Source organism: Bacillus sp. JJ1764 (assembly GCF_036962145.1).
In the GTDB taxonomy this organism is placed as follows: domain Bacteria; phylum Bacillota; class Bacilli; order Bacillales; family Cytobacillaceae; genus Neobacillus.
The window spans coordinates 52107-58794 of the sequence record NZ_JBALNY010000006.1; the positions used below are offsets into that span (position 1 = coordinate 52107).

5 protein-coding genes and 1 pseudogene are annotated in these 6688 nt (G+C 40.2%); 4 read left to right on the forward strand and 2 right to left on the reverse strand.

The genetic code is table 11. The features are described 5' to 3' along the window. Positions 1-1275 carry an NAD(P)/FAD-dependent oxidoreductase gene (locus tag V7083_RS00985; protein WP_335474417.1) on the reverse strand — a complete coding sequence of 425 codons (1275 nt, stop codon included), beginning with the start codon at positions 1273-1275 and terminating at the stop codon, positions 1-3. Between the two features lie 210 nt (positions 1276-1485). Here V7083_RS00985 and V7083_RS00990 point away from each other — a divergent pair, with 210 nt between their 5' ends. Next, the gene (locus V7083_RS00990) at positions 1486-3120 is read left to right on the forward strand and encodes a putative polysaccharide biosynthesis protein (protein ID WP_335474419.1); all 1635 of its coding nucleotides are present in this window, start codon (positions 1486-1488) and stop codon (positions 3118-3120) included. Then, the gene (locus V7083_RS00995; RefSeq protein WP_335474421.1) at positions 3110-3829 is read left to right on the forward strand and encodes a pseudouridine synthase; all 720 of its coding nucleotides are present in this window, start codon (positions 3110-3112) and stop codon (positions 3827-3829) included. The genes V7083_RS00990 and V7083_RS00995 overlap by 11 nt, the downstream gene beginning before the upstream one ends. Before the next feature lie 29 nt (positions 3830-3858). Here V7083_RS00995 and V7083_RS01000 read toward each other — a convergent pair whose 3' ends face one another. After that, the gene (locus V7083_RS01000) at positions 3859-5130 is read right to left on the reverse strand and encodes a TolB domain-containing protein (protein WP_335474424.1); all 1272 of its coding nucleotides are present in this window, start codon (positions 5128-5130) and stop codon (positions 3859-3861) included. A gap of 122 nt (positions 5131-5252) precedes the next feature. On the opposite strand from V7083_RS01000, the gene speD reads away from it, so the two are divergent. Both speD and V7083_RS01010 read left to right on the forward strand, forming a co-directional pair. Next, positions 5253-6059 (forward strand): adenosylmethionine decarboxylase, encoded by an 807-nt coding sequence (speD, locus tag V7083_RS01005; RefSeq protein WP_335474426.1) that lies wholly within the window; start codon positions 5253-5255, stop codon positions 6057-6059. Between the two features lie 68 nt (positions 6060-6127). Next, positions 6128-6555, forward strand: a pseudogene (locus tag V7083_RS01010) (DUF2935 domain-containing protein). Positions 6556-6688 lie beyond the last annotated feature (133 nt).

Below are 6688 nucleotides of genomic sequence, written 5' to 3' on the forward strand. Positions count from 1 at the left end.
TCAGACCCGCTTCTTTTTCGCAGACAAGGCTGCATTTGTACCTGCCAATCTGCCAGTAACCAGTGCAGAAGTAATATTATAGCCTCCTGTATAACCGTGGATATCAAGAATTTCTCCGCAAAAATATAAACCGTTCGTAAGTTTTGAACCCATTGTTTTCGGGTCGACTTCTTTTACGGAGACTCCGCCTCCGGTAACAAATGCCTTTTCCAGTGGCAGAGTACCATTTACTTTTATGGTGAAATGCTTACAGGCTTTAGCGAGCTGGCGGATTTTTTCATTGGAAATGGTTCCGCCTTGTTCGGAGACATCAATACCGACATGTTCCAGTAGAAATAGCAGATATCGTTCCGGTAAAAGACCTTTTAACGTGTTTTTCAGACTTTTCTTAGGCTCTGCCTTAACGAGTTTCACAATATCTTGAAAAACCAGTACCTCCGTTTTGTCTGGGACAACATCTAGGCTCATCATTACTTCTGGGAGATTCCATTTTTTCTTTGCCTTTACAACAAACTGGCTGCACCGAAGAACGGCCGGACCGCTGAGACCGAAATGAGTGAAAATCATATCCATTCGATGAGAAATGATGGGTTTTCCCTTTGGGTTTAGGACACTTAATTCAATGTCGCGCAACGATAAGCCTTGTAAAGTTTTGTTTTTGATAAATGGTTCGTTTGAAGTAACCGGCACCTCCGTTGGAAACAGCTCGGTAACCGTATGTCCTGCTTTTTCAGCCCATGCATAGCCATCACCAGTCGAACCGGTGTGTGGGACTGATTTTCCTCCAACGGCAATCACGATGGATTTTGCCTTTATGGTTTGCCCATCACGTAATGTTATAGAGGAAACGTGTCCGTCGTCATATTGGATATCGCCGACTGCACAATTTTTAAACACTTTAACCTGAAGTTTTTCCAATTGAATTAACAGCGCATCTACAACAGACTGTGCTTGATCGGATACGGGGAACATTCGGCCATGGTCCTCTTCCTTAAGAGCAATACCTAACTTTTCAAAAAAGCGAATGATGTCCTCATTATTAAAAATTGAAAATGCACTGTATAAAAATTTTCCATTGCCTGGGATATGCTTGATAATATCTTCGATAGGGAGCCGGTTCGTCACGTTACAACGGCCACCCCCGGAAATGGCCAGCTTTCTGCCAAGCTTGTCCCCTTTATCGATTAATAGGACAGTTGAGCCTTTTTCACCTGCGGCAATAGCAGCCATTAATCCTGATGGACCGCCGCCAATAACAATTACATCAAATTCCATAATTACACCAACTTTAAGTAGATTCACTTCATTATAAACAAAACTCACAGAATTAAAACGATTGCCACGAGATTTTAATAAAAATCATCAAGTTGTTAGTGGCATCAGGGAACAAAGAGTTGTAAACTACTAATAGTGTGCAAAAAAGGTCGAATTTTTTATTACGTGCACATTTATGTTTTTGTGCACAGATGAGTAGGAAGGGATTCTATGCAATCTAAGCTATTACGTGGGACGTTTATTTTAACCTTTGGAACGATTCTTTCCAAAGTGCTCGGATTAATTTACGTTATTCCATTCTTTCAAATAGTTGGTCGGGAAGGGACCGTTTTATATCAATTTTCTTATGTTCCTTATACCATTTTTATCAGTATTGCGACAGCCGGTGTTCCGCTTGCGGTCTCAAAATTTATCTCCAAATATAATGCACTGGAGGAATATGCGGTCGGACGGAAGCTGTTTAAATCCGGATTGGCGATTATGCTGGCAACCGGTTTTGTTGCCTTTCTAATCATGTATCTGGCTGCACCGACTTTAGCAGAAATGAGTATTGACGGTGAAAAGGCCAATCTAAGTGATGTTACGACTGTTATGCGAGCTGTCAGCTTTGCCTTAATTGTTGTCCCTTTTATGAGTTTGATTAGGGGATATTTTCAAGGGCACCAATCAATGGGCCCGTCCGCTTTGTCACAAGTAGTGGAACAAATTGTAAGGATCGTATTTGTTCTATTAGGGGCCTATGTGGTTCTGCATATGTTTCATGGGAAAATGGTAACAGCAGTCAGCGTTGCAACGTTTGCTGCATTTATCGGTGCCATTGGCGGACTCCTCGTACTGTTCTGGTACTGGTATAAGCGGAAACCGCATTTAGACGAACTGTTGCAACATGATAAAGGCACGATGGATGTGTCGTTGAAAGAAATATATAAAGAAATTTTTATTTATGCATTTCCGTTTGTTTTAGTAGGGATTGCTAACCCATTGTTCCAGGCAATTGACCAATTTACCTTCAGTAGAGCTATGGCAGAAATCGGGATCAAATCCAAAGTAGCGGAGTCGTTTTTTTCTATTTTAAATTTTGAATCGCACAAAATTGTGATTATCCCAGTATCCTTGGCAACTGCCTTTTCATTAACATTAGTTCCGAGTATCACAAAATCGTTTGTGGAGGGCCATAGAGATAACTTAACTAATCAGTTGAATCAGACGTTCCAGGTTTTATTATTTCTTACCTTACCTGCTTCGATTGGTCTGTCTTTACTTGCTGAGCCGGTTTATACTGTATTTTATCAGCACGATGCAATCGGTACGGAGGTTTTACGGGCATATGCTCCTGTAGCCATTCTTTTTTCCTTGTATTCTGTTACGGCGGCAATTCTTCAAGGGATTAATGAGCAGCGATTTACAGTATTAAGTTTGCTGATTGGGTTATTAATAAAATTAGCTTTAAATATTCCTTTGATCAAATTGATGGAAACCAGAGGAGCTGTCCTAGCTACGACACTAGGTTATTCGGCGGCTATTATTATCAACATCATCGTCATTAAAATCTACTCCCGGTATCAATTTCGGTTTGTCTGGCGAAGAAGTCTACTTATTGCTATTTTTGCAGGATTAATGTGGATTGGAACGGAGCTTACGTATAAAGGTTTATTATTATTTTTATCTCCAGCTTCCAAAATGCAAGCAGTGGTCATTATTTTAGTCAGTGCTATGGCAGGGGCAGGAATTTATTTCTATTTTGGCTTAAAATCAAGTCTGATCCGCCGTTTATTTGGCGATAAAGTCGACCGGATCATGGTAAAATTAAAAATTCCGGGAAGGAAGAAGTCTGTTGAGAATTGATAAATTGCTGGCCAATTTGGGGTACGGCAGCAGGAAAGAAGTCAAGCAGCTTTTAAAAAGCGGTGCTGTTAAGGTAGATGATACAATGGTAAAAGATGCCAAACAGCACGTTGATCCCAATACACAAACTGTCACCTTAAACGGTGAAGTAATTGAATATAAAGAGTTCATATACCTAATGATGAACAAGCCTCCAGGTGTGCTTTCTGCAACGGAAGATTATGCTGGTGAAACAGTCATTGATTTGTTAGAACTAGAAGATCAAGTGTATGAGCCGTTCCCTGTCGGTAGACTGGACAAGGATACAGAAGGCCTGCTGTTGATTACCAATGACGGTCAATTGGCTCATCGCTTACTCTCGCCAAAAAAACATGTTCCTAAAACCTACTTTGCAGTCATCGACGGGGAAGTCACCGAGGAAGATGTGTCTGACTTTGCAAGGGGAGTAGTGCTTGATGATGGGTACGAAACAAAGCCAGGTGAATTAAAAATCCTTAAATCAGGGATTCGCTCCGACATCGAACTCACCATCACGGAGGGGAAATTCCACCAAGTAAAGCGGATGTTTCAGGCTGTCGGGAAGCGTGTTGTTTATTTGCAAAGGATTTCCATGGGCCCGCTTCAATTGGACGAAACACTTGAACTTGGGGAGTATCGGGAATTGACAGATGAAGAAATGGAGTTATTGTTGGAGAACAAGGAAAAATAGTTCAAAGGAAAAGTCCTAGAGTTTTCAGCTCAAGGACTTTTTTTATTACTATCTTCAAAAAAGTTATACTCCCGAATGTTTTTAATCCACAATTTTGCATTTTTACCGTCGGTATCGCCAATCCACAAATCTCTCTTTATTTCGGCCACATCTTTAATTCTTAGCCAAGTAACCTTGTTAACCGATGATAGATAGCTTGGATTGTAATCACCAAAGTCCCTAGGTGGATTAGTTATTTTCGCTTGCTGTTGATTTCCTATCTTAATCAAAAATAGTGAAGGATCAGGTCGCTTTTTAGGGTCGTTCGACCATTCCATTTCCTTTACCCTTGAAACTAATAGTGAATGGTCGTCCTTCCAAGTGAATCCCATCTCTGCAAAATATTTCGGAGTCAAATTGATAGAGGTAAAGGCAGGGAGTTCCGTCACCTTCATGTTCTTATTTTTAAAACCAAACACAATCCTTCCGCCACCTGCAATATATCCTAGGCGATTTAGATGAGGTGCCCATTTAGCTACTCCTTCACCGTTTGTTTCATCAAGCACCTCGAAATGTTGACCGTCAGACGAAATGATACAGACAAAATCACTATCCATCGACCAAGATGCTGTTGGACTGACAATAAAGGAGATCCATTTTCCGTCAGGAGAGAACTGGAACCTTGTAGCATCAATCGCCAACAAACTAACATTGCCCTTTTTTAACTCACTGGGGATTGTAAAAAGTTTGGTCACATTTTTGGTTAAACTGGTGGATGCGTCCAAATTCCTTTCTAACCCAATTTTAAAAAGAACAGGATTTGTCCAGCCATCCGGCCTTAAGGATGCGCCTGAAGCCGCGATAAAAGAACGTCCATCTGGGTGCCACCCGAAATCTCCTACACCAAGTGCAATATTGTAAAATCGGTCGAGATTGGAAATATTTAATACCCCGCCGATTTTAAACGCAAGAAGGGTTTCAACAGGAGACCATTGTGGATTATATCCCTCAATAGCAATTCGTTTATGTTTTTTCGTTTCCACATTGTATACCCAGAGTTCCGTTGGATTTTCGCTCTCCCCTGAAACTTCCTTTTTAGATTCAACCTGGTAGGCAACCCATTTGCCGTCATGAGACCACTGTGGTTGATAGGTATATTTTGAGCCAACATGGGTTATTTTTCTCTCCTCTCCATTCATTTTTAACCAAAGATACCCTTCCCTGATAAAGGCTACACTTACCATATCCTCGATTGGCTTCGCCTGAGTGAAAACCGGCAGTACTAATAAAAAAATTAACAACAAACTTACCTGTTTTTTCATCCTTTCACCTCATCCTTAATGTCTATCAAATGGGGATGAAATAACGTTGTAAATAAATAGTAATTATTGAAGCTACTATATCTGGGTAACTTAATAAAAAAGTTTTATAAGGGGATGTGTTTATGAAATTAACACACGAGAAAGCGATTGAATTGCACGGTTTTAATAACCTGACAAAATCGTTAAGTTTCAATATGTACGATATCTGCTATACAAGAACGAAGGAAGAACGGGAGGCTTATTTACAGTATATTGACGATCAATATAGTGCTGAAAGGTTAACAAAAATCTTAAAGAATGTATCAGATATTATCGGAGCACATGTATTAAATATTGCTAGCCAAGATTTCGAGCCGGCGGGGGCAAGTGTCACTCTTCTAGTATCAGAGGCACCAGTTCAACATGGAACCTCTGAGGTTTTCGAGGAATCTCCGGGACCGTTGCCGGAATCCGTTGTCATGCAGTTAGATAAAAGCCATATTACGGTTCATACATATCCTGAATACCATCCAGATGAGGGAATCAGTACTTTTAGGGCGGATATCGATGTTTCGACTTGTGGTGAAATTTCTCCGCTTAAGGCGCTTCATTATTTAATCCGTGCGTTCGAAACGGACGTCATGATCATTGATTATCGTGTCCGCGGGTTTACTCGGGATAAGGATGGCTATAAATTATTTATTGATCACGAGATTAGTTCAATTCAAAACTATATCCCAGAAGATGTTAGTGACTTATTTGACATGATCGATGTCAATGTATATCAGGAGAATATTTTTCATACGAAATGCAAGTTAAGGGAATTCGATTTGAATCACTATTTATTTGGCTACACGAAAGACAAACTTTCACCTGAGGAGCATATTGAAATTACCGAAAGAATTAAACTGGAAATGGACGAGATTTTTTATGGGAAAAATATCGTCTAATAGGGGATTTACTAAGCTGTAAGAATATTTATTTGTCTCCTCCCATACATTTGAGTGGGGGGATGTCTATGCAATTTTACTATGGGAACCAGATGCCATTAAGAATACTGGATGAGGCTGAGTTTTGGAAACACCAGGAAGAAGAGCATACCGTTGTGATTCGGGAGCTGGTGAAGAATCTTGAACCACAGTTTATTGACGCTTTGAAAAAATGGGAAATGGCTCTGGCGGAAACCCACCAGCAGGTTATTCATATATAGAAACCGTTGTGAGATCAGGGAATCAAGTCTCGAATGAGCTATACCAGGTGATCCTTCAATTAGTGTCTCACTGCCTTAAGCAGAGCCTGGAGTTTATCAAGTTGTGCGAACAAATTAAAACCGAAAGTGCAGCCGTAAGCAGCAATTCCACAGCCAAAGTGGTTTTAACCCATATTATTCGTGAATCAGAATATTTTGTAGGAATTGCCCAAGCGTTGCTGTATAACTCTCAATAATATGGAAATCATTAAGGTGACTTTACTTATGTAGAGTGCCTTTATTTTTTGCTCTAATATCTAATCTTGGATAGTCGTTTATAAGATCCTGCAAAGTGAAAAACATGAGAAAACAGTCGCCAATAAGGCGGCT

What these genes read in the sequence shown, in the direction of transcription:
- V7083_RS00990 (WP_335474419.1), top strand. Translation starts at nt 1,486, where the DNA reads ATGCAATCTAAGCTATTACGTGGGACGTTTATTTTAACCTTTGGAACG.
- V7083_RS00985 (WP_335474417.1), bottom strand. Translation starts at nt 1,275, where the DNA reads ATGGAATTTGATGTAATTGTTATTGGCGGCGGTCCATCAGGATTAATG.
- V7083_RS01000 (WP_335474424.1), bottom strand. Translation starts at nt 5,130, where the DNA reads ATGAAAAAACAGGTAAGTTTGTTGTTAATTTTTTTATTAGTACTGCCG.
- speD (WP_335474426.1), top strand. Translation starts at nt 5,253, where the DNA reads ATGAAATTAACACACGAGAAAGCGATTGAATTGCACGGTTTTAATAAC.